Below are 20,216 nucleotides of genomic sequence, written 5' to 3'. Positions count from 1 at the left end.
GATAAAGGAGCATCAATCCTGCTGCTTTAGTTCCCGCAGGTAGATTTCAGCAATTTGGATATCGCCTGGAAGAGTGATTTTTAGGTTTTGATATTCTCCTTCAATGAGATGTGGTTGAATTCCCATTGCTTCCAAAAGTGATGCATCATCAGTAAATGAAGGTTGGTATTCCTGCTCATAGGCTTTACGGATCAGGGCAACAGAAAAGACCTCCGGAGTCTGGATTAACCGTAGTTCTGTTCTATCTACCAGTGATACCATCCCGTTTTGAATTCGCCTAACAGTTTCATTTACCGGAATACATGGAATCGCATTGGAAAATTGCTCGGCTTCATCAAACAGTCTTTTGATCAATAACTTGGAAATCAAAGGGCGGGCAGCATCATGAACAGCGACCAGGCCATCACCGGATATAGTGTTTAAGCCATTTCTGACAGAATGAAAACGTGTTTCACCTCCAGGCACAACCCTGTGAGGGATATTGAAGAAAAATTCTTTACACAGAGAGTGCCATTTGTCAATAAAAGCGGGGTGAATGGAAATTACCTGCTCAATCGTAGGACAATAGTCTGCAAAGGCTTCCAGGGAATGCATCAATACTGGTTTTCCATCAAGGAGAAGGAACTGTTTCGGGAGGTCAGTACCTATTCGACTTCCCATCCCACCGGCAACAATTATTACAAATTTTTCCATCGAGGATTCAGTATTAAAGTTGCAGGGCTAGTCCCCCCTCAGAAGTTTCCTTATAGATATCCGGAAGGTCATGCCCGGTTTCTTTCATGGCAATACAGGTTTTATCAAAACTCACCCTATGCTGCCCATCGGATAATATGGCATAGGCTGAGGCATCCATAGCTCTTCCCGCAGCAATGGCATTTCTTTCGATACAAGGGATTTGAACAAGCCCGGCAACCGGATCACAGGTTAGTCCAAGGTGGTGTTCCAGGCCCATTTCTGCGGCATATTCTATTTGTGAAGGGGTTCCGCCGAATAGCTGAGCTGCAGCTGCTGCAGCCATAGCACAAGCAGTCCCTATCTCTCCCTGGCATCCTACCTGTGCTCCACTGATAGAGGCATTTTCCTTGACAAGGTTACCTATAAGCCCGGCGGTAGCTAATGCACGGATAATTTTAGTATCTGAAAACTGGTAAGAGTTCTGAATATGGTATAAAACGGAGGGTACCACACCGCAGGAGCCACAGGTTGGAGCAGTTACAATTTGTCCTCCGCCGGCATTTTCTTCAGCAACAGCCAGGGCATATGCAAACAATAAAGCCCTTTTCTGTAATGTACCGGCTGAACTTTTGGCTTTAATATGATAAGAGGAGGCCTTTCGGGGCAAATGGATACTTCCGGGAAGAACACCTTCATTATCAAGCCCTCTGATAATAGAAGCCTGCATAGTATGCCAGGCATCTTTCAGGTATTCCTGGAACGCACTATCTTCATGAAGCTCAACATATTCCCACAGGGTTCTGCCATTTCGCTGGCACCAATGAAGTATCTCCGTAAGTTTTGAATGGGGATAGATATTTTCGGCAGAGTTATTCGTTTGATCATCCATGATGTCGCCACCTCCAACACTAAAAACGAGCCAGTCATCCAATAATTTCCCGGATTTATCAAAAGCTTCGAATTTCATTCCATTGGGGTGCTGGGGAAGAACAACATCTTTTTCCCAGAGGATATTTACCTTATCAGAAGGGAAGGATTCCCGGAGTACTTTATCTGTAAGGTGACCTTTCCCGGTAGCAGCAAGGCTTCCATATAGTGTGATGCGAATCTGGGATGCGATTTCATTCTTAGCCCTGAATATTTCAGCAGCCAGGCGGGGGCCCATTGTATGACTACTGGACGGTCCAAGGCCGGTCTTATATATTTTTCGGATGGATTCCATATTTTTATAAGGAAGTGTAAGACCAGGATACAAAGTTAAAGTTAAGGACCGGATCTAAGATTATATGGATGTAAAAGTAAGGAATATACAAACCCTGAAGGACAGTAAGGCCGGGCTAAAAAGCAAAACCCCGGTCAACACTTGAAAGACCGGGGCTTTGATATTATTTGGAAGACAAATGATCAAATGATAAGCATAGCGTCTCCGTATGTAAAGAAACGATACTTATGCTGAACGGCTTCCTTATAGGCTTTCATTAAAAGGTCATAACCGGCAAATGCTGCTACCATCATCATCATAGGTGATTGTGGCAGGTGGAAATTAGTCACCATACTGTTGGCAATGCTGAAATCGTATGGCGGGAAGATGAATTTGTTGCTCCAGCCTCTGAAAGGATTCAGATTTCCTGAAATAGCAACTGATGATTCCACTGCTTTCATGGTAGTGGTGCCTACTACGCAGACTCTCTTCCTGGCATCTTTGGCCCTGTTGACAACGATAGCTGTTGGGTCTTCGATGATCAGTTCTTCAGAGTCCATTTTATACTTCGTGAGGTCTTCAACATCAATGGCGCGAAAATTTCCGAGTCCGGCATGGAGAGTTACTTCAGCAAATGAAACTCCTTGCAGTTCCATCCGCTTCATTAATTCACGGCTGAAATGCAATCCGGCAGAAGGTGCAGCAACAGCGCCTTCATTCTTTGCATAGATGGTTTGATATCGTTCCTTATCCTCAGGTTCAATATCTCTCATACGCTGAAGCTCTTCAGGCAAAGGTGTTTTTCCAAGAGATTCGATGGTGCGTTTGAATTCGTCATAAGGGCCATCAAAAAGGAACCGGAGGGTGCGTCCCCTGGAAGTGGTGTTGTCAATAACTTCAGCTACCAGGGCATCATCATCTCCAAAATATAGCTTATTACCAATCCTGATTTTTCTGGCCGGATCAACAAGAACATCCCAAAGACGTGCTTCACTATTCAATTCACGAAGCAGGAAAACAGTGATTTTAGCACCGGTCTTTTCCTTTTCTCCAAGTAATAATGCTGGAAATACCTTTGTATTATTCAGGATAAATACATCGCCATCTCCAAAGTAGTCGAGAAGTTCTTTAAAGGTTTTGTGTTCAATAGTCTGAGCCTGACGGTTTAAAACCATCAATCTTGATTCATCCCTGTTAGGGACAGGCCGCTCTGCTATGAGCTCAGCAGGTAAGTGATACCTGAATTGTGAAAGTTTCATATGGAGTTACTTGCATTTTCAAAAATGGGGTGCAAAAATAGTGAAATTTAGTGTGAAAATCAAGGGTTTATTGGTTTTATTGAAGGGCTTTAACGCTTTTTAACAGCGTTTTTTCGGTTTTTGACCCGACTTTTTCCTTAGAATGCTCTGTAAATAAAAGGTTGATCAGGATTTATTGACAGAATTCTGAACAAATCGCTGGTTTTGAAAACCTACACAATAAGGAAGGATAGCTCATTTTTTTTTTTCTACCTTTGCCCCTCATTAAATCGATCAAATATGTTACGTTCCAGGACTTGTGGAGAATTAACCATTGCGAATGTCGGAGAAAAAGTAACCCTTTGTGGTTGGGTACAACGGTCACGCGACCTTGGGGGAATGACTTTCGTGGATTTACGTGATCGTTATGGAATCACTCAATTGGTATTCAATATGGAGTCAGATTCGGGATTGCGTGAAGCTGCCCGCAAACTTGGAAGAGAATTCGTAATACTCGCTGAAGGAAGTGTTGCAGAACGTAGCAACAAGAACCTGAAAATGCCTACGGGTGAGATCGAAATCATGGTTGGGAAACTTGAAGTCCTCAACGAATCGAAAACCCCGCCCTTTACAATTGAAGATAATACTGACGGAGGGGAAGAGCTTCGGATGAAGTATCGCTACCTTGACTTGAGGAGGGGGCCGGTTAAGCGAAATCTTGAATTGCGTCACCGTATGGCTTTCCAGACCCGTAATTATATGGACTCCATTGATTTTATTGAGGTAGAGACTCCTGTTCTGATAAAAAGTACCCCGGAAGGTGCCCGCGATTATGTTGTTCCTTCAAGGGTGAACCCAGGTGAATTCTATGCTTTGCCCCAATCCCCGCAAACCTTCAAGCAATTATTGATGGTTGCCGGCTACGACCGCTATTTCCAGATTGTAAAATGCTTCCGCGATGAAGACCTTCGCGCTGATCGCCAGCCGGAATTCACACAAATCGACTGTGAAATGTCATTTGTAACCCAGGAAGATATCTTCCAGACTTTTGAAGGATTGGTAAAGCATCTCTTTTTGACAGTCAAGGGCATTCAGATCGAAAATCTCCCCCGCATGACCTATGCTGATGCCATGAAATATTATGGTTCTGATAAGCCTGATACAAGGTTTGGAATGAGATTCGTTGAACTGACCGGATTGGTGAAGGGGAAAGACTTTAAAGTATTCGACGATGCCGAACTCATTGTCGGGATTAATGCCGAAGGTTGTGCTGAATATACTCGCAAACAGCTGGATGAGCTTACTGACTTTGTGAAAAAACCTCAGATTGGTGCCGGGGCCTTATCTATGTTCGATATGCTGCTGATGGGAGCTTGAAATCATCCGTGGATAAGTTTTACTCATCCGATGAGCTGAAAAAATGGGCAGAAGCTTTTGGGGCAAAACCGGGCGACCTCTTGCTGGTGTTAGCAGGAAAAGGCAATAAAACCCGCAAAGCCCTTAATGAACTCAGGCTGGAAATGGGCAACCGCCTTGGCTTCCGAAATCCTGAAACCTTCTCACCTCTTTGGGTTTATGATTTCCCACTTCTTGAATGGGATGAAGAAAGCCAGCGTTTCTATGCCATGCATCATCCTTTTACATCACCCAAACCTGAAGATATTGCTTTACTGGATACCGATCCCGGTGCAGTGCGGGCCAATGCATACGATATGGTGATCAATGGTGTTGAAGTTGGTGGAGGTTCAATCAGGATCTTTAATAAACCCCTTCAACATAAAATGCTTCAATTATTGGGATTCAGTGAAGAAGATGCCCAGGATCAGTTTGGATTCCTGATGAATGCCTTTGAATTCGGGGCTCCTCCACACGGGGGAATTGCTTTTGGTTTCGACAGGCTCTGCTCACTCTTTGGTGGGAGCGAATCCATCCGCGATTATATCGCCTTCCCTAAAAACAATGCTGCCCGCGACGTAATGATCGATTCTCCTTCAAGAATTTCTGATGATCAGCTTAAGGAATTAAGTCTGAAAGTATCGATTTAAGATACCTGCAATCGAGAGGTACCTGTTGGTTCTTTAACCCTATTCATTTATTTGGGGAAAGGCATTATATCTCATGATTTACTCGTCTGATTGATAATGACTATTTTTGCATAAATTTTATCATGCAGGAACAGTCAATAGAAATCATGTCACCGGTAGGCTCATATGAGTCGCTGATGGCTGCCATACAAGGAGGAGCCGGGTCGGTATATTTCGGAGTTGGAAAGCTGAATATGCGCTCCAGGTCAAGTGTGAACTTCACTTTAAACGATCTGGAGAAAATTACAGACATATGTCGTGAAAACGGGATTAGCTCGTACCTGACCCTGAATACTGTGATCTATGATCATGAGATTGAAGAGGTTCAACAGGTTATTGATGCAGCAAAACAACATGGAATTACTGCAATCATTGCATCTGATCTCGCTGTCCTGGAATATGCCAGTCAGGTAGGAATGGAGATCCATATCTCCACGCAATGTAATATCACTAATATTTCTGCAGTTAAATTCTATTCCCGGTATGCCGATGTAATGGTTACCGCCAGGGAGCTCTCTCTTGAGCAGGTTGCTCAGATTACTCGTCAAATCAAGGAACAGGATATCAGGGGACCCAAAGGGGAACTTATCCGGATAGAAGTGTTTGTTCATGGAGCCCTTTGCATGGCTGTTAGTGGCAAATGCTACCTGAGCCTGCATAATCATAAATCTTCAGCCAACAGGGGCGCTTGTCTTCAGGATTGCAGGAGGAAATACATTGTAAAGGACAAGGAAACCGATATGGAACTTGAAATTGATAATGAATACATTATGTCACCCAAGGACCTGAAAACCATTCATTTGTTAGACAAGGTTTTGAATGCGGGAATTAAAGTACTGAAAATTGAAGGGAGAGGCCGATCGGCAGAATATGTTAAGACTGTAACAGAGTGCTACAAGGAAGCGGTTGAAGCCTGGAAAGTGGGAGACTTTACGCAGGAAAGAATTGAATCCTGGGATGCAAGATTATCTCAGGTATATAACCGGGGTTTTTGGGAAGGATATTACCTTGGACGCGAACTCGGAGAATGGTCGCCGGTACACGGCTCTCTTGCTACTGAAAAGAAACTGTATATCGGTGTGGTAGCCAATTATTACAGTAATCTGAAAATTGCCCATGTCCGGATGGATACCCATGAGCTTGAAATTGGCGATAAAATCCTGGTTACCGGCCCTACGACTGGTGTTTATGAATCGGTTATCACTGAGATGATCTCTGATAAGGTGCCAATTACTCGTGCTGTAAAAGGAGATCACCCCACTTTCCCTGTTTCTGTGGTGCTCAGAAAAAATGATAAAGTTTACAAAATCGTACCTGCTGAACCGCTTTCCTGATTACAAAGAACGTCCCCATACAAACATGATTAACTGCAACCACCATACTCATTCTGTTTATTCCGACGGTCATGCCCAGCCTTTGGATTATGTTTTGCATGCACTTGAAAAAGGATTTGATATCCTGGGCTTTACAGAGCACTCACCTTTACCTTTTGAGAATTCCTTCTCCTTTAAAATGGAGAATAAGATGAAATACCTTGAAGAACTGGATAGGTTAAAAATGGAATATAAGGGTAGAATCCAGATATATACCGGGATGGAGATGGATTTTATCCCCGGAATATCAGAGGATTTTGATAAGGTAAGACAGGAATTTGGGCTGGATTACCTGATTGGCTCGGTACACCTTGTAAAACCTGAAGCTCATGAACGTCTGTGGTTTACTGATGGACCCAACCACGAAACTTACGATGATGGATTAATCCAGTTGTTCGGAAATGATATCAGGAAAGCAGTTTCCACCTATTACCGGCAGATCAACCAGATGATTACAACCCAGACGTTTGAGATCATCGGACATTTCGATAAGATCAAAATGCATAATAAGGGAAGATTCTTCAGCGAAGAAGAGCCATGGTACTGTGCATTACTTTCTGAAACCCTTGATCTGATCAGGGAAAAGGGATTGATTGTGGAGGTAAATACAAGGGGTTTGTATAAAAAACGTTCCGATACCACATATCCGGGTCTTGCAATACTTAAAGAGATCAAGCAACTTAAGATTCCTGTGATGATCAATTCAGATGCGCATCTGCCACATGAGCTTGATGGTGCATATAGTGAAGCTGCTGCACTGCTCGAAAATGCCGGAATCACAGAGGTGATGAAATTTAGGGAAGAGGGATGGGTTTCTGAACCGATATATTCCTGAACACCTTACAGCAGTCTTTTCCAACTACTCCCCAAATATGTATGCAAAACATCCGTAAGCTCCTGTTTCAGGGAGGTTGGAGTTGTACCTAAGGAACTGGTGAAAAGACCTTTTAACGCAAAACAGGTGAAAGATCGGCCGTTTCGTTGAGTGGGTCAACGAAGAAGTCAATATCCAGCAAGTTAAAATTCCTGATCACGAGGTTGACTCTTTTGCTCCAGGTATGGGCAGCGGAGGCGTATCCCGAGTTTCGAATGGCTGCAATCCAGAGTTTATGATCAGGATTATTGCGCAATTGCGGATAGAATTTTTTACGGGAGATCACTTCACAGAAATGCCTGTAAGAAGCACTGTCACTTTGATATTCCTTATAATGGGAACGACGGCCTAGTTTATGGATGGCATTGTAGTTTTTACCGACAATACCAAAATGGTTATTGAATTTTTTGCTCAGAACAGAGGTTCCGGCACCACTTTCAACAACGGCAACACCAAGGATAACACTGGCAGGAATTGAATATTCACGCATCAAATCAATCGCCAGGGACTTGTGTTTATTGATATATTTGGCCGTATTATCCTGACTAATGGCTAACGTCCTGATTAACAGGAGAAAGACAATAATAAGGGTGGTTCGGTTTAAAATCATTGTTGGGTTTTAGGATTTGCAAAAATACGAAATATCTGTGATGTTATGAACAGAATGTATTGCAACATGTTCATTCTGTAGTAGATTGATAAAAATATGCAGGAGGTCGTTACAAAGCTTTCTTTAGAGTCACAAAGCTTTCGGGAGGTTGGGTAGTAGGGTGAAAAGTCTATTAAAAAATGTTAAACGGGGTTTGCTATTCTGCTGAATAGAACGTAGATTGGTATATTATTATCGTTTCAGTTCTATCAAATATAATGCAACTTCGAACAGTTTACGCTGTTTATTAATGATTATTTATACAAATCTTTAAGGGTTGAGGGTACTTATTTGGTATCGTAAGCCCATTTGATATATATCGATCCCCAGGTAAATCCTCCGCCAAAGGCAGCGAGAATGATATTATCTCCTTTATGAAGGCGGTTTTCCCATTCCCAGAGGCAAAGTGGAATTGTAGCAGAAGTGGTGTTTCCATATTTTTCAATATTTACCATCACTTTTTCCTTTGGCAGTCCCATACGGTTACCAACGGCATCTATAATTCTCAGGTTAGCCTGGTGAGGCACCAGCCATGCTACGTCATCAGAAGAAAGGTTGTGTTTTTCCATCATTTCAACGGAGATGTCCGCCATTTTGGATACAGCCCATTTGAAAACAGCCTGACCTTCCTGGTAAACGAAATGCTCTTTAGCATCAACGGTTTCATGTGAAGGAGGTTTAACACTCCCTCCGGCTTTCATATGTAGATGTGTAAGTCCCACTCCATCGGTACGCAACATCGAATCAACTATACCAACATCTTCAGTAGTGGGTTCAATCATTACAGCAGCTGCAGCATCTCCGAAGAGCGGGCAGGTTGTACGATCAGTATAATCGGTAATGGATGACATCTTCTCAGCACCTACTACAATTACCTTCTTGTATTTTCCACTTTCAACAAACTGGGTTGCAACGGTGAGCGCGAAAATAAATCCGGAGCAGGCTGCATTAATATCAAAGCTAAAGGCATTTTTAATCCCGGCTTTTTCACTTATGATATTGGCTGTAGCTGGGAATATATGGTCAGGAGTAACAGTAGGGCATATTAATATTTCCACTTCTTCAGGAGAAGTATGGGTTTTTTCCAAAAGCAATTTTACAGCTTCCGCACCCATATCAGAGGATCCTTTTCCGGGCTCTTTCTGAATATGCCTCTCTCTGATACCGATTCGGGTCATAATCCACTCATCGGTAGTATCCACCATGGTACTTAATTCTTCATTTGTGAGAATATAATCGGGCAGGAATCCTGCTACACCGGTAATTGCTGCATTAATTTTTTTCATTCCTCTTATTTAGTAGGATTTGTTAAACAGTGCATTGCCAGGACTTCTCCTGTAATTCAGGTCAAAGATTCTTTTCCCCGACGATTTCCAATAATGCACCTTTAATTTTCGACACCAACCTTGCTTTATAAACATCCCTGCTAAGCAAGATCATGTTTTTGATAGCGATAGGGTTGGAAATTCCATGTCCCATCACAACAGTCCCATTGACACCCAGAATAGGTGTACCGCCATAATTTTCATAATTGAAACGGCTGAAATAGTCATCAAGCAGATTCCTTTTATCCATGATCCGATAAATGGATTCTAAAGTTTTGAGGACAATATTGCCTGTATAACCATCACAAACGATTACATCAGCCCTGTTTCTGAAGAGATCACGGCCTTCTATATTTCCTGTGAAATTGAAGTCGCGGGATTCTTTCATGATATGGAATGTAGACTGGCAGTTGATATTTCCCTTTTCCTCTTCTTCACCAATATTCAGAAGGGCAACTTTGGGGTTTGGGATCCTCAGCACATATCGCGAATAAATGGATCCAATGATAGCAAACTGGTACATCATATCCGGTTTTGCATCAGGATTGGTGCCGATATCTATCATTATGCTAACACCCCCGTTCTCCTGGGGTAAGAAAGCGAAAGTACAAGGCCGGATGATGCCTTGAATTGTATTGATACTGAAAATTGAGCCGACCACCATTGCACCACTGTTGCCAGCGCTGGAGAAAGCATCAATTTTTTTATGTTTGAGCAGATGGAACCCAACCCCGATACTTGATTCTGGTTTTTTGATGAGTGCTTTGGTAGGGTGTTCTCCCATACCAATCGTATCAGGAGCATGTACAATATCAAATGCTGCCGGATCGACATTGCGCTCCAGAAGCATATCACTGATCATAGTCCCGGGACCGATCAAAGTGATCCGATCCGAGTTTTGCAGCTCTTTTTGTGCTAAAATAGCTCCATCAATGGTAGCTACAGGCGCAAAATCGCCCCCCATTACATCCAAGCCGATTCTCATCTAAGAATCTTTTGGTTTATCGGTAGTTGTTGAAATTCTGCTATCAATTAGGCAGTGGTATTTTTTTCGATGGCCAGGCGACCTCTGTAAAAACCACATTCAGGACATACGCGATGATATAACACGGAAGTTCCACAATTGGAGCAAGCTACAAAAGTAGGAGCATCTATTTTGTAATGGGTTCTGCGTTTTGCCGTTCTGGTTTTAGAAAACCTGTGTTTTGGATTTGGCATTGTATTTAAGTATTAGTAGTTATTTTTTCTTTTTCTGTTTTTTTTCTTCCTGATTACTATCCTCAACAGAAGACTTAAGTCGGTTGAGAACATCCCATCTGGGGTCTGTATCTGTATGTGCTGTCAGTTCATTAAGTATTCTAAGTGTTTCCTGGTTGCAGTCTGAATGGCCGTTTTCATCTTCCGGATGTACAATTCTAACCGGTAACATCAGGTGAAGGTACTCATAAATATAGGGCGAAAGGTCAACTTTATATTCTGTAGCCGGGATTGTGATCATATCATCACTCTCTTCAGCATATTCTCCTCCATATTTAACAATCAGGTGTTCATTTCCCGAAACCGGCATAGAAAACTCCTCTGCACATCGGTCACAAGTCACTTCAATGGTTCCTTCCAAATGAAAGGAAAAAACCAGCATTCTTTCCTGTTTATCCAGTTCTACCAACACTTTCACATTCCCTTGATGCAATTGGGAATACTCAAAGCGTTCAAAGAACAAATCGTTGACATCGAACTCAAAATGATGATTGCCAACACTTAAGCCAACAAAATGAATAATAAAGTCTTTCAGGTAATCCACAAAATGACTTTTTTAATTGAGGGGCGCAAAATTATAAAATTGTCGTTAAAATAACAAACTGTTGTTTAGCAGCAAATTAAATATAAACAGTAATTTTGCATTCGTTTACTTAAAATCAAGTTGTGGAGCAGGCAAAACAAAATGTTTCTGATGAGCTGATTAGCCGGCTGGATAAAGAAAAGAGGCTGAAACAACGGTCAAAGGTGATCTGGTTTACAGGTTTACCTTGCTCCGGGAAAACTACATTGGCATTGGGGGTGGAAAAGCAGCTTTTTGAGCAGGGATACCTTTGCCAGGTGCTGGATGGCGACAATGTCAGGAAGGGAATAAATAATAATCTTGGCTTTTCGAATGATGATCGCCTGGAAAATATCAGGCGCATTGCTGAAATCTCAAAACTCTTCCTTTCTGCCGGTGTTATTACAATCAATGCATTTGTGAGTCCAACAGAAGAAATCAGGGAATTGGCAAAAAAGATTATTGGCGAAGCTGATTTTATTGAGATATTTTTGAATCCATCCATAGAAGTATGTGAAAGGAGGGATGTGAAAGGGATGTATAAATTAGCCAGGGCGGGTCAGATTTCAGGTTTTACAGGAGTAGATGCTCCTTTTGAAATCCCCGGGCTACCCGACCTTGTGATAAATACAGATCAGGAAAGCATTGAAACCTCCATACACAGGATTCTTGATTTTATCATCCCGGGGATAAAAATTGATTGATCTTTAATATCCCCTGTTGTCAGGAAGAAAGAAGGTTTACATTACAGTGTTGAAGAAATGAGAGATTATAACATTACCCATCTTGATGAACTTGAGAGTGAATCTATTTTTGTGATTCGGGAAGTAGCAGCACAATTCGAAAAACCAGCCATCCTTTTTTCCGGGGGGAAGGATTCAATTGTGATGACTTACCTGGCCAAAAAGGCATTCTGGCCGGCAAGGATTCCATTTCCTCTTCTACATATAGATACCGGTCACAATTTCCAGGAGACCCTTGATTACCGGGATGATCTGGTTAAGGAATTAGGTGCCAGGCTTATTGTGGGATCTGTCCAGGAAGCAATTGATTTGGGCAGGGTTACTGAAGAAAAAGGATATAATGCAAGCCGAAACCTGCTTCAAACCATCACATTGCTGGATGCGATTGAGAAAAACAAATTTGACTGTTGTATGGGTGGTGGAAGAAGGGATGAAGAAAAAGCCCGGGCTAAGGAGAGGTTTTTTTCGCATAGGGATGAATTCGGACAATGGGATCCCAAAAACCAACGTCCCGAATTGTGGAATATCTTCAATGGAAGAAAACATATGGGGGAACATTTCAGAGTTTTCCCTATCAGTAATTGGACGGAAATGGATGTATGGCAATATATCCTGAAAGAGAATATCCCTATGCCCAGCATCTATTTTACCCATGAGAGGGAAGTGTTCAATCGTGATGGTACATGGCTCGCAGCAGCTCCTTTCATGAAACTCAAACCTACCGAAAATCCTGAGATGAGAACTGTCAGGTGCAGAACCATAGGGGACATCAGCTGTACAGGACTGACACTCTCCACTGCCAATAGTCTTGAAGAAATTATTGACGAAATTGCTGCCACCAGGGTTACTGAAAGAGGAAGCCGGGCCGATGACCTCAGGAGTGAAGCTGCTATGGAAGACAGGAAGAAAGAAGGCTATTTCTGAGAGGAGCTTTCAGCAGACAATCATATTTATCAACAACCCTTTATTTATCAGATACTACCGTGACTGAATTCTCATCAAAAGGATACCTCGATATGGAACTTCTCCGTTTTACTACGGCTGGAAGTGTAGATGATGGAAAAAGCACCTTGATTGGAAGGTTATTATATGACAGTAAATCCATTTTCGAAGATCAGCTTGAAGCCGTAAAACGGGCAAGTATTCAAAGAGGAAATGAATATATCAACCTGGCATTGCTTACTGATGGACTCCGGGCTGAAAGGGAACAGGGTATTACCATTGATGTTGCGTATCGGTATTTTGCAACTCCCAGGAGGAAATTTATTATTGCTGATACTCCCGGTCATGTGCAATATACCCGTAACATGGTAACCGGCGCATCAACTGCAAACGCTGCAATTATTCTGATTGATGCCAGGAACGGAGTCACAGAACAAACTTACAGGCATAGTTATATAGCCGCTCTTCTGCAAATCCCGCATATTATTGTCTGTATAAACAAAATGGACCTTGTGGACTATTCCAGGGAGGTTTTTGAGTCGATCAGGAAAGGCTTTGAAGAATTTGCAGAAATCATAAAGATCCGTGATTACCGCTTTGTGCCGATTTCTGCCCTTCATGGTGACAATGTCGTGGAACCATCTGCCCATATGGATTGGTATGATGCCGGCACACTGTTGCAGGTTTTGGAAAGTATTCCCATTAATCGTGATTATAATCTGGATGATGCAAGATTTCCTGTACAACATGTTATTCGTCCGATTTCTGAGGAATTTCATGACTACCGGGGTTATGCAGGAAGGATTGATGGAGGGATTTTCAAGCCGGGAGATAAAGTTATTGTTTTGCCGGAGGGATATAAATCTAGCATCAAATCAATTGATCAGCTAGGAAAAAGCCTTGATGAAGCCTACCCTCCTATGTCGGTTACACTCCAGCTTACCGATGATATTGATATCAGCAGGGGCGACATGATCGTAAAGGATGATAACCTCCCACAGGTAAGCCAGGATATTGATCTCAAAATTTGCTGGATGAATCCCCGCCCGATGCAGGTAAACGGGAAATATGCTTTAAAGCATACAACCCGGGATGTAAGGTGTCTTATTAAGGAGGTTCACTATAAAGTTAATGTGAACAACCTGGAGAAGATTACTGATGATAAAGAGGTTCGAATGAATGACATAGCTCATGTAAGTATCCGGACAACCAAGCCTTTGTTTTTCGATCCATATCAAAAGAACAGGAGAACAGGAGCTGTCATTCTGATTGATGAAGGCACCAACGAAACCGTGGGTGTTGGAATGATCGAACAGGATTTGGAGTATTAATTCAAGCCTTCTGTTTTTCGGGATTCAGATTAAAGAATCCTATTATCTTTGAAACTGGAATTAAGCAGATTCCGGATTCAAAAATCCCAATCAATTCATCTAATCGTCTAAATATGAAAAGAACACTTTTCCTGGTATTATGCCTCATTGCTGTGGGTATATCAATGCCTTCAAAAGCATGCACCAACTTCCTGATTACAAAAGGAGCTTCAGCCGATGGTTCCTGTATGATTAGCTATTCAGCTGATTCCCATACCTTATTTGGAGAACTCTATCACTGGCCGGCTGCAACCTATCCCGAAGGATCCTTACTGGATATCTATGAATGGGATACAGGTAAATACCTGGGTAAGATCAAACAAAGCAGCAGGACCTATAATGTGATTGGCAACATGAATGAAAACCAGGTTGCTATTGGTGAAACCACTTATGGTGGAAGGGAAGAACTGATTGATACAGCCGGGATCATGGATTACGGAAGCCTGATATATGTCGCACTTCAAAGATCGCGTACTGCAAGGGAGGCTATCGAAATTATGACAAGCCTTGTGGCTGAATATGGATATTACAGCTCAGGAGAATCCTTCAGTATCAGTGATGCCAACGAAGTTTGGATCATGGAGATGATTGGTAAAGGTAAACCAGAACAGGTAAAGGATAAAAAAGGCCGGATTACCTGGAAGTACAATAAAGGAGCTGTGTGGGTTGCTATCAGGATACCTGATGGTTATATTTCTGGACATGCCAACCAGGCACGTATCACTACTTTCCCCTTGAATGATCCGGCTAATTGTATCTATTCATCAGATGTTGTTTCCTTTGCAAAGGGTAAAGGTTGGTTTAGCGGAGAAGATAAGGACTTCAGTTTCAGTGATACTTATGCCCCGGTAGATTTTGGAGGCGCACGGTTTTGTGAAGCCAGGGTTTGGAGTGGATTCAACAAAGTTGCAAAAGGCATGGATGCTTATCTGGATTATGCAAAAGGTGAAAACCTTCATAACAGGATGCCTTTATATGTAAAACCAGACAAAAAGCTCACCCTGCTTGATGCATTTGGATTGATGCGCGACTATTACCAGGATACACCTCTGGATATGACAAAGGATGCAGGTGCCGGCCCTTATGGAAGTATTGTACGTTGGCGCCCTCTTACCTGGAAGGTAGATGGTGTTGAATATTGCAATGAAAGAGCTATTTCGACTCAACAGACCGGTTTTTCATTTATCACTCAATCAAGAAGTTTTGTCCCTTCTCCATTGGGCGGAATCATTTGGTTTGGTGTTGATGATACCTACAGCACGGTTTATGTACCCATGTATACCTGTATGACCAGGGTTCCGGAGACTTTTGCCGTTGGAAACGGAGATATGATGACATTTAGTGAGAATGCTGCTTTCTGGGTATTTAACCAGGTTACTAATTTTGCCTATACCCGTTACAAAGATATGATTCCTGAAATCCTTCAGAAACAAGCTGAACTGGAAGGTAACTTCATCGCAATGGTACCTGCCATTGATAAAATTGCTTTTGAAAAGTCACAGAAATCACAAACTGATGCGGTTCAATTTCTGACTGATTTTTCGGTGAACCAGGGGAATAGCACAGTTTACCAGTGGAAACAACTTTATAATTACCTTTTTACCAAGTATATGGATGGTAATATTAAGACCCCTGTTGCCGGTGAAAAGAATCCCAAGGTAAAACAACCCGGTTATAGTGAAGATTTTTACAAGACAATTGTCAAGGAAACCGGTGATAAATTCAAAGTTATCGGATCAAGCGGCCATTAAGCATATAGCCTGGCTAATTATATAAAAACATTTAAATTATGTACACCCGGCAATAGTTTATTGCCGGGTTTTTTATTATCGGAATTACCCATTGATGAGATAAAAGAAAATCCTTAAATTTGCGTTTATTATCCTGAAAAGCTAAAATTAACTAATTATGGATCAGAAACCTGCAAACACATTAGGGTATAAGATTACCATAGGTGTTCTGGTGGCCATCATTGCTGTAATGGCCTATATGCTCATGAACCAGAAGAAGGAAGTTATCACCATAACAAAAACGTCCAATGAGGAAAAGGTAACACTCCAGGAGCAGTTGGACTCCCTTTTGATGGAACATGAAAAAGTGAAGGCTGCATATGGCGATCTGAACGATTCTTTAGTAGGCAAAGACAGTATCATAAGGGCACGGGCAAATGAAATAAAAAAACTTCTTGGTCTGGGTTCAGAGTTGAGTGTAGTGAAAAAGAAACTGCTTCAATTGCAGATGATTACAAAAGGATATGAAAGCCAGATTGATTCTCTTTATACGGTTAACCGACAATTGAGGCAAGAAAACGAGAAAATAAAAATAGATTATAATCTTGAACAACAAAAAAGTGCAGAATTGTCGAAGGATAAGGAAGAGTTAAACCAGACCATCAACAGGGCGGCTGTGCTAAAAGCATATAAGGTTTCAGCTACTCCTTTAAAATCAAAAGGTGTAGATAAAGAGAAAGTAACAGACAAAGCATCACGTACTGATAAAATCAAGGTTTGCTTTACTGTGAGCGAGAATAAACTTGTAGGAACAGGTTATCAGCGCTTTTTTGTCAGAATTGCCAAACCTGATAATGCTATTTTAACCCGGGGCCCATCTTATACTTTTCAATTTCTGGGACAAACCCTGCAGTTCTCTGCCATGGAAACATTAAACTATGATGGGGCTGCCGCAGATATTTGCACCTATTATGAGCATCCTGCTTCATCAGGGGATTTGCCTAAAGGAAGATATATTGTCAATATTTTTACTGAAGACAGGGAAATCGGGCAGGGAAGCTTTGACCTTAAGTAGCTTTTCATTGTGATTCCATATAGATTTCAGAACGAATAGCAAACATGCATAATCTTACCATTAGCTAAGTAAGAGGATCAGCATGAAAAGGAAGAATGAAATTGACGAATCCGCTTACGGACTACAGTTGTTCGTTGTTGTTCTTTGAAGCGTATACTTTTTTGCCAAGATAAAAAGAGCCTAGTATCATTAAGATGCCTAAACCTCCACCCAGGGGTGCATTTTGACTTGCAGGCTGATTGCCTCCTAATCCATGACCACTATTAGGTCCTCCGTTAGGTGGTGGTGGTGGGACTTGCCCGGTAGCAGTATCGATATTAAAAACAAATAATGCACATACCAAAAGTAAAGCTATGAAAGATAGCCTTGATATCCTTTTCATTTCAAACAGGTTATTAGGTGGGGTTTTGGTTTGATATAAGATCTCCAGTAAAAAATTCCTTACCTTTATTGATCTTATATTCAATCTGCAAAAGTACACCAATCCTATCAGGGAAACAACATTGTGGGTTATTTATTTGTTAAATGATGCAAATTCGTAAAGAAGTACTGATACGCCAAGTTTATTGCATTAAAAAATTGAATAAAATGGAATCTTAATTTATGGTGTCGGGGAGGATCTGATGGACTCTATTAAAAAAGCCCAGAGCCATAAACAATTTCAAATTAGATTAAGCTTTGCTGTTCTTCAAAGGCTAATTCGTGCTCGTCAGTTTAAATAACATCCCCAATTATATATGGTGATAACTATTTAATATTCCTGATCCGAATAAATATTAATTACTATAGTATAACCTATATAAGGGTTTGTTTATTAATAATAATTACCGGGTATGATTATAAAAATCTATTACATAACATAGAGAAATAGATGAAAAAGGGTAGTTTTGTGTTTAATTGATTATAAAGTTGGTATGCCAAAGCATCATCGTCATAAAAGGAATGTCAAGTATTATTTAAAAAAGATATTTCCATTTTTATATCGGCCCAAAAAGTTCCGGGGGAAGCCTGTTGAAGAGGCATCTCCGGACACTAAATTTCTGACTCTGAAAGAGGTTAGGGAAGCTCAGGCGGCTGCGATTTCACAGGGTACTTTTGACACCTCAGCTGACAATACAAAATTTTTTGATTCTGCAAATTACCAGCAACGCCCTCCAATTCCGGTTCATGTCAGAAGGAGAAAACCTGCCAAAAGTACTTTCCGAAGATTATTAGATCAATTTTCTTTTAGCAGGTTTAAAAGGAGGAGGAAATCGCAATCGAAAGAAAAGTATGAAGTACTTTCTTTTGAGGAATTGAAGAGGGCAAAAGAGCGGCTCAATAGTGAGGCTGAGTCTTTCTCCCTCAAACAGGAGGCTCCCCTGCAAATCCCAAATACTGAAAGGGAGCATAGCAGAATTCATCAGAAAAGAAGAAGTAAACCCAGTTCATTTCATAGGTTTACCAGGTTCTTCAGAAGAAAAAAGGAGAATCCTGTCATTCTGCCAGGTGTTGCAGATCTTATTGACACTGAAAAACCCAAACTTAATTTCGGGGCACATATCCGACCTGTCATTATATCAACAGCTGCGTTCATGATCGCTTATCAACTGGTTTGGCTGGTCTACCAGTTTGCTGTCATGGTAGTTGCTTCATTCAATGAGATTGATTCTGTTCTCTATTACTATGAAGTGATGTTTCCGATTGGAAATACCTCACCAAAGTGGACACAATCCAGTATTATTTTTATTACCCTGGCAGGACCCTTGTTTTCCCTGATCATGTGGGCTGTTTACCGGCATGTTATATTGCGGAGGTTTAAAATAGGGGCAACATGGCGACTCTTTTTTGTATGGCTTACCCTAGGCTCCATGATGATGTTTTTTGGTGCATTTGTTGCAGGAGCAATCACACGGCAGGGATTTGGTTTTGTCGTAAACTGGCTATATATGAGTATTGCATTCAGGATATTCTTTTCAATGATTTTCCTGAGTTTTATCATTTGGTTGAGCTGGAATATTGTTAGGTTCCTGCCAGAGTCTTCAGGTTCCGATTCATGGAAAAACAACAGGTTTCAATTTGTCTTTAGCCGGCTCATTCTACCCTGGTTAATAGGTGGTAGCATTATGGTAATGCTTAAAGTGACATATGTTGTACCTCAGCATGATAACATTTTTGATTATGACCTGATTATCCTCGGCTCTTACCTGTTTGCTGTTGTTCCACCACTATTCAATTCAAAAACCAAGCCTCATCATCAGCAGAATAGAAAAACCTATCCACGCTTCCACCGTACATCGGCTGTTAAATGGTCACTTATAGCCATTCTTTTTGTTCTGATAGTAAGATTCGGGATTTTAGATGGTATCCATTTTCTATTGCGCATAGGGCTTGATATGGGCTGGTACCATTAATATTTTCCCACAGTGGTAAAGTTTAAAAGCCTTCACCGGGTGTTTTGAATGGACTATTTCCTGCCAAAATCTGCGGGAATTTCTCCCCAGGCGGCTGTTTCCCATTTGAGAAGTTTTGTATCGTAGCTATTGTTATGGAGCCAATTCAAAGCTTTTTCAATAACCTGGAATAATTCATCATTCTTTGAAGTCCGTTCCAATTTGGTATTGACACGCTTTTGCATTGTCCAGCTTAAGCCATTTCTGGAATCACTATATAGCGGAACATTCCAACCTTTTTGTTGCAGCCAGGCCAGACCAGTAACAATGGCCAGGAATTCCCCAATGTTGGTGGTTCCTTCAGGATAGGGGCCCCGACGGAAAATTTCTTCCCCGGTCCGGGTATATACACCCCTGTATTCCAGTACTCCAGGGTTACCACTGCAGGCAGCATCCACAGAAATACTATCCATAACCGGCATCCCTGTTTTCCTGATCAATTCTGTGTTAACAGGGGTTTCCTTCTTCTTTCCAATATAATTGAACGGATTGTCGCCAAAAGCTCTTTTAGCTTCTTCAAGCGTGAGAAATCCTTTGAATCGGGCACCTTCATAGCCTTCTACCCTTTTCCGGCAGTCTTCCCAGGAATTGCAGATACCCGGCTGTTTGCCTGACCAGACCACGTAGAATTTGTTTTTCTGCTTCTTCATAGAGCTGCAAATATAGCAGCCTTTCTGTTGAATTCC

At 41.6% G+C, this 20,216-nt stretch carries 18 protein-coding genes and 1 pseudogene; 9 read left to right on the top strand and 10 right to left on the bottom strand.

The window, feature by feature from the left end:
• Window positions 1-12: 12 nt before the first annotated feature.
• From IPH84_02015 to queA, 3 genes are all read right to left on the bottom strand, one after another.
• On the bottom strand, window positions 13-693 hold the full coding sequence (locus IPH84_02015) for a 2-C-methyl-D-erythritol 4-phosphate cytidylyltransferase (protein ID MBK7172017.1): 681 nt from the start codon (window positions 691-693) through the stop codon (window positions 13-15).
• A gap of 13 nt (window positions 694-706) precedes the next feature.
• Complete coding sequence (locus tag IPH84_02010) at window positions 707-1,897, bottom strand: L-serine ammonia-lyase (protein MBK7172016.1); 1,191 nt, start codon at window positions 1,895-1,897, stop codon at window positions 707-709.
• Window positions 1,898-2,079: 182 nt separating this feature from the next.
• Window positions 2,080-3,135 (bottom strand): tRNA preQ1(34) S-adenosylmethionine ribosyltransferase-isomerase QueA, encoded by a 1,056-nt coding sequence (gene queA / locus IPH84_02005; GenBank protein MBK7172015.1) that lies wholly within the window; start codon window positions 3,133-3,135, stop codon window positions 2,080-2,082.
• A gap of 279 nt (window positions 3,136-3,414) precedes the next feature.
• Between queA and aspS the strand changes: the two are divergent.
• The 3 genes and pseudogenes from aspS (at window position 3,415) to IPH84_01990 (ending at window position 7,406) form a co-directional block, all read left to right on the top strand.
• Window positions 3,415-5,159, top strand: a pseudogene (aspS, locus tag IPH84_02000) (aspartate--tRNA ligase).
• A 122-nt stretch (window positions 5,160-5,281) separates the two neighbouring features.
• Entirely contained in the window at window positions 5,282-6,532 is a 1,251-nt protein-coding gene (locus tag IPH84_01995) for a U32 family peptidase (GenBank protein ID MBK7172014.1), read from the top strand.
• A complete protein-coding gene (locus IPH84_01990; protein ID MBK7172013.1) occupies window positions 6,489-7,406 on the top strand; it encodes a histidinol-phosphatase in 918 nt (305 codons plus the stop codon). Before IPH84_01995 ends, IPH84_01990 begins: the two co-directional genes overlap by 44 nt.
• Before the next feature lie 112 nt (window positions 7,407-7,518).
• On the opposite strand, the gene IPH84_01985 is transcribed toward IPH84_01990, so the two are convergent.
• The 5 genes from IPH84_01985 to IPH84_01965 all read right to left on the bottom strand — a co-directional run bounded on the left by IPH84_01985 (window position 7,519) and on the right by IPH84_01965 (window position 11,220).
• Window positions 7,519-8,055 carry a glucosaminidase domain-containing protein gene (locus IPH84_01985; protein MBK7172012.1) on the bottom strand — a complete coding sequence of 179 codons (537 nt, stop codon included), beginning with the start codon at window positions 8,053-8,055 and terminating at the stop codon, window positions 7,519-7,521.
• 326 nt (window positions 8,056-8,381) lie between these two features.
• A complete protein-coding gene (locus tag IPH84_01980) occupies window positions 8,382-9,380 on the bottom strand; it encodes a ketoacyl-ACP synthase III (protein MBK7172011.1) in 999 nt (332 codons plus the stop codon).
• A gap of 61 nt (window positions 9,381-9,441) precedes the next feature.
• Entirely contained in the window at window positions 9,442-10,404 is a 963-nt protein-coding gene (gene plsX / locus IPH84_01975) for a phosphate acyltransferase PlsX (GenBank protein ID MBK7172010.1), read from the bottom strand.
• Window positions 10,405-10,451: 47 nt separating this feature from the next.
• Window positions 10,452-10,637: a 50S ribosomal protein L32 gene (gene rpmF / locus IPH84_01970; GenBank protein MBK7172009.1), complete on the bottom strand. Its 186-nt coding sequence runs from the start codon at window positions 10,635-10,637 to the stop codon at window positions 10,452-10,454.
• Window positions 10,638-10,656: 19 nt separating this feature from the next.
• Window positions 10,657-11,220 carry a DUF177 domain-containing protein gene (locus tag IPH84_01965; GenBank protein MBK7172008.1) on the bottom strand — a complete coding sequence of 188 codons (564 nt, stop codon included), beginning with the start codon at window positions 11,218-11,220 and terminating at the stop codon, window positions 10,657-10,659.
• 122 nt (window positions 11,221-11,342) lie between these two features.
• On the opposite strand from IPH84_01965, the gene cysC reads away from it, so the two are divergent.
• The 5 genes from cysC to IPH84_01940 all read left to right on the top strand — a co-directional run bounded on the left by cysC (window position 11,343) and on the right by IPH84_01940 (window position 17,098).
• Complete coding sequence (gene cysC / locus IPH84_01960) at window positions 11,343-11,942, top strand: adenylyl-sulfate kinase (GenBank protein ID MBK7172007.1); 600 nt, start codon at window positions 11,343-11,345, stop codon at window positions 11,940-11,942.
• A gap of 57 nt (window positions 11,943-11,999) precedes the next feature.
• A complete protein-coding gene (gene cysD / locus IPH84_01955) occupies window positions 12,000-12,905 on the top strand; it encodes a sulfate adenylyltransferase subunit CysD (GenBank protein ID MBK7172006.1) in 906 nt (301 codons plus the stop codon).
• Between the two features lie 92 nt (window positions 12,906-12,997).
• Window positions 12,998-14,254 carry a GTP-binding protein gene (locus IPH84_01950; protein ID MBK7172005.1) on the top strand — a complete coding sequence of 419 codons (1,257 nt, stop codon included), beginning with the start codon at window positions 12,998-13,000 and terminating at the stop codon, window positions 14,252-14,254.
• 113 nt (window positions 14,255-14,367) lie between these two features.
• Window positions 14,368-16,044, top strand: a complete 1,677-nt coding sequence (locus IPH84_01945) for a C69 family dipeptidase (protein ID MBK7172004.1) — start codon at window positions 14,368-14,370, stop codon at window positions 16,042-16,044.
• Window positions 16,045-16,201: 157 nt separating this feature from the next.
• Entirely contained in the window at window positions 16,202-17,098 is an 897-nt protein-coding gene (locus IPH84_01940; protein ID MBK7172003.1) for a hypothetical protein, read from the top strand.
• A 121-nt stretch (window positions 17,099-17,219) separates the two neighbouring features.
• Here IPH84_01940 and IPH84_01935 read toward each other — a convergent pair whose 3' ends face one another.
• A complete protein-coding gene (locus IPH84_01935; protein ID MBK7172002.1) occupies window positions 17,220-17,480 on the bottom strand; it encodes a hypothetical protein in 261 nt (86 codons plus the stop codon).
• A 913-nt stretch (window positions 17,481-18,393) separates the two neighbouring features.
• On the opposite strand from IPH84_01935, the gene IPH84_01930 reads away from it, so the two are divergent.
• Complete coding sequence (locus IPH84_01930; GenBank protein ID MBK7172001.1) at window positions 18,394-19,491, top strand: hypothetical protein; 1,098 nt, start codon at window positions 18,394-18,396, stop codon at window positions 19,489-19,491.
• A 53-nt stretch (window positions 19,492-19,544) separates the two neighbouring features.
• Here IPH84_01930 and IPH84_01925 read toward each other — a convergent pair whose 3' ends face one another.
• The gene (locus IPH84_01925; protein MBK7172000.1) at window positions 19,545-20,180 is read right to left on the bottom strand and encodes a ribonuclease H family protein; all 636 of its coding nucleotides are present in this window, start codon (window positions 20,178-20,180) and stop codon (window positions 19,545-19,547) included.
• Window positions 20,181-20,216: the final 36 nt, after the last annotated feature.

The sequence above is a fragment of the Bacteroidales bacterium genome (assembly GCA_016707785.1).
Lineage (GTDB): Bacteria > Bacteroidota > Bacteroidia > Bacteroidales > UBA4417 > UBA4417.
The sequence above is the reverse complement of the archived record's forward strand: the minus strand, read 5'-3'. Positions and strand labels throughout refer to the sequence as shown.

Bases quoted from the DNA above. Each gene is read 5' to 3' on its own strand.
- IPH84_01935 (MBK7172002.1), bottom strand. From the start codon at position 17,480: ATGAAAAGGATATCAAGGCTATCTTTCATAGCTTTACTTTTGGTATGT.
- IPH84_01925 (MBK7172000.1), bottom strand. From the start codon at position 20,180: ATGAAGAAGCAGAAAAACAAATTCTACGTGGTCTGGTCAGGCAAACAG.
- IPH84_01995 (MBK7172014.1), top strand. From the start codon at position 5,282: ATGCAGGAACAGTCAATAGAAATCATGTCACCGGTAGGCTCATATGAG.
- IPH84_01980 (MBK7172011.1), bottom strand. From the start codon at position 9,380: ATGAAAAAAATTAATGCAGCAATTACCGGTGTAGCAGGATTCCTGCCC.
- IPH84_01985 (MBK7172012.1), bottom strand. From the start codon at position 8,055: ATGATTTTAAACCGAACCACCCTTATTATTGTCTTTCTCCTGTTAATC.
- cysD (MBK7172006.1), top strand. From the start codon at position 12,000: ATGAGAGATTATAACATTACCCATCTTGATGAACTTGAGAGTGAATCT.
- IPH84_01990 (MBK7172013.1), top strand. From the start codon at position 6,489: ATGATAAAGTTTACAAAATCGTACCTGCTGAACCGCTTTCCTGATTAC.
- queA (MBK7172015.1), bottom strand. From the start codon at position 3,135: ATGAAACTTTCACAATTCAGGTATCACTTACCTGCTGAGCTCATAGCA.
- IPH84_02015 (MBK7172017.1), bottom strand. From the start codon at position 693: ATGGAAAAATTTGTAATAATTGTTGCCGGTGGGATGGGAAGTCGAATA.
- IPH84_02010 (MBK7172016.1), bottom strand. From the start codon at position 1,897: ATGGAATCCATCCGAAAAATATATAAGACCGGCCTTGGACCGTCCAGT.
- IPH84_01950 (MBK7172005.1), top strand. From the start codon at position 12,998: ATGGAACTTCTCCGTTTTACTACGGCTGGAAGTGTAGATGATGGAAAA.
- rpmF (MBK7172009.1), bottom strand. From the start codon at position 10,637: ATGCCAAATCCAAAACACAGGTTTTCTAAAACCAGAACGGCAAAACGC.
- plsX (MBK7172010.1), bottom strand. From the start codon at position 10,404: ATGAGAATCGGCTTGGATGTAATGGGGGGCGATTTTGCGCCTGTAGCT.
- IPH84_01940 (MBK7172003.1), top strand. From the start codon at position 16,202: ATGGATCAGAAACCTGCAAACACATTAGGGTATAAGATTACCATAGGT.
- IPH84_01945 (MBK7172004.1), top strand. From the start codon at position 14,368: ATGAAAAGAACACTTTTCCTGGTATTATGCCTCATTGCTGTGGGTATA.